Below are 2312 nucleotides of genomic sequence, written 5' to 3' on the forward strand. Positions count from 1 at the left end.
GTTCCGGTGTCTGCGAAGGTGTCGCACCCTCTGCTTCGGCTGTGCGGGCCTTTCGGCTGCGGCCGAACGCGTTCCGCAGGAGAGTGAGAATGCCCATGTACGCAACCCTTCGCGTGAGTTGATGCCCGCTAATCCCTGGCCAGGACGGACACGTAAGGTTAGCGGCCCCGGACGGCGATCTTGGGGAGGGGCCGGGTCGGCGGGATGTCTTGAGTCAAGGGCCGGACCGGTCAAACATCCGCTGTGACCGTAACGGACGCACAGGCACCTCCAGTTCACCTCCAGTTCATCGCGTCGCCCCGCTCCCGCACAAACATGCGCCTAGCGTCCGTCACGCTGGTTTCAAGGGGAAGCAAGGGGAAAACAAAGTGCGCATTCCGCTCCCGCTCGTCAGAACGCCGTCCGATTCGCATCCCGGTGGCCGTTCGGCCATGACTTGTTTGTACCGGTGTGGGAACGCCTGCTTCCACGAGGTGCCCAACACCACCACCAACGAATACGTCGGCGACGTCATCCAGGGCGCCCTCAGCCGCCGTTCGGTGATGCAGGCCGCCGCCGTCGTCACGGTGGCCGCCGCCGCGGGCACCGCCGTCACCGGCGCCGTCGCTCCGGAGGCCGCCGCCGCCACCCAGGCGACGAGGCACGGCTCCTCCTCCAAGGGTGCGCGCGGGCTTCGTTTCGCCGCCGTCGCCCCCAACACGAACGACGTGGTGACCGTTCCTGACGGCTACGCCCAGAACGTCGTCATCCGCTGGGGCGAGCCCATCCTGCGCGGCGCCCCCGCCTTCGACCCGGACAACCAGACCGCCAAGGCGCAGGCCGGTCAGTTCGGGTACAACAACGACTTCCTCGCACTGCTGCCCCTCCCGGGCGAGTGGAACCGGCAGATCCTCGTCGCCAACCATGAGTACACCGACGAGGTGCTCATGTTCCGTGGCTACGACGCCGCCAACCCGACCAAGGAGCAGGTCGAGATCGCCTGGGCCGCCCACGGTCTGTCCGCCGTCGTCGTCGAGGGCGACTGGAAGACCGGCAAGCTCAAGCCCGTGCCCCGGCACCCGCTGAACCGTCGTGTCACCGCCACCACCGAGTTCAAGATCACCGGCCCGGCCGCCGGTTCGGACCTGCTGAAGACCTCCGCCGACCCGACCGGCACCAAGGCGCTCGGCACCCTCAACAACTGCGCCGGCGGCACCACCCCGTGGGGCACCACGCTGCACGGCGAGGAGAACTTCAACCAGTACTTCGCCAACTCCAGCCGCGCCACCGACAAGCGGTACGGCATCGGCACCACCGCCTCCGAGCGCAAGTGGGAGCTCTTCGACAAGCGCTTCGACGTCGCGCAGGAGCCCAACGAGGTGCACCGCTTCGGCTACGTCGTCGAGCTCGACCCGTACGACCCCACCTCCAAGCCGCGCAAGCACACCGCGCTCGGCCGCTTCAAGCACGAGGGCGCGACCGTGCGGCTCACGGAGGACGGCCGTCCGGTCGTGTACTCCGGCGACGACGAGCGGTTCGACTACTTCTACAAGTTCGTCGGCAGCAAGCGGATGAAGAAGGGGTCGAGCAGGGCGGTGCGCGAGCACAACCTCTCGCTGCTCGACGAGGGCACGCTGTACGTCGCCAAGCTCAGCGGCGACTCGCCCGCGATCGAGATCGACGGCACCGGCAAGCTCCCCAGCGACGGCGAGTTCGACGGCTCCGGCGTGTGGATTCCGCTGGCGACGGCCACCGCCGACGGTGCCGAGAGCCACGTCGAGGGCATGACCGCCGAGGAGGTCTTCGTCTTCACGCGGCTCGCCGGTGACAAGGTCGGCGCCACCAAGATGGACCGGCCCGAGGACATCGAGCCCAACCCGCACACCGGCAAGGTGTACGTGGCGCTCACCAACAACTCCAACCGCGGTACCGGCACGAACGCCAAGGCGGACGAGGCCAACCCGCGCAACGCCAACAAGCACGGCCACGTCCTGGAGCTGACCGAGCGCTGGAACCGCGCCGACAGCACCAAGTTCGCCTGGTCGCTGTTCCTGGTCGCGGGCGACCCGAACGATCCGGCCACCTACTTCGCCGGGTTCCCGAAGGACAAGGTCAGCCCGATCTCCTGCCCGGACAACGTCGCCTTCGACCGGTACGGCAACCTGTGGATCTCCACCGACGGTGCCCAGCTCGGCTACCACGACGGTCTCTTCGGCGTAGCTACGCGCGGTGACCGGCGCGGTGAGCTGAAGCAGTTCGCGACGATGCCGATCGGCGCGGAGACCTGCGGCCCGGTCATCCAGGACCGGCGCGTGCTGGTCGCCGTACAGCAC

1 protein-coding gene is annotated in these 2312 nt (G+C 68.1%); it reads left to right on the plus strand.

Annotated elements, in window-relative coordinates; genetic code table 11:
- Positions 1-368: 368 nt before the first annotated feature.
- A partial coding sequence (locus tag ACTWQO_RS48390; protein ID WP_443243797.1) for a PhoX family protein occupies positions 369-2312 on the plus strand: 1944 nt, incomplete at its 3' end.

Origin of the sequence: Streptomyces sp. 4N124 (assembly GCF_052245395.1) — a bacterium.
Classification (GTDB): domain Bacteria; phylum Actinomycetota; class Actinomycetes; order Streptomycetales; family Streptomycetaceae; genus Streptomyces.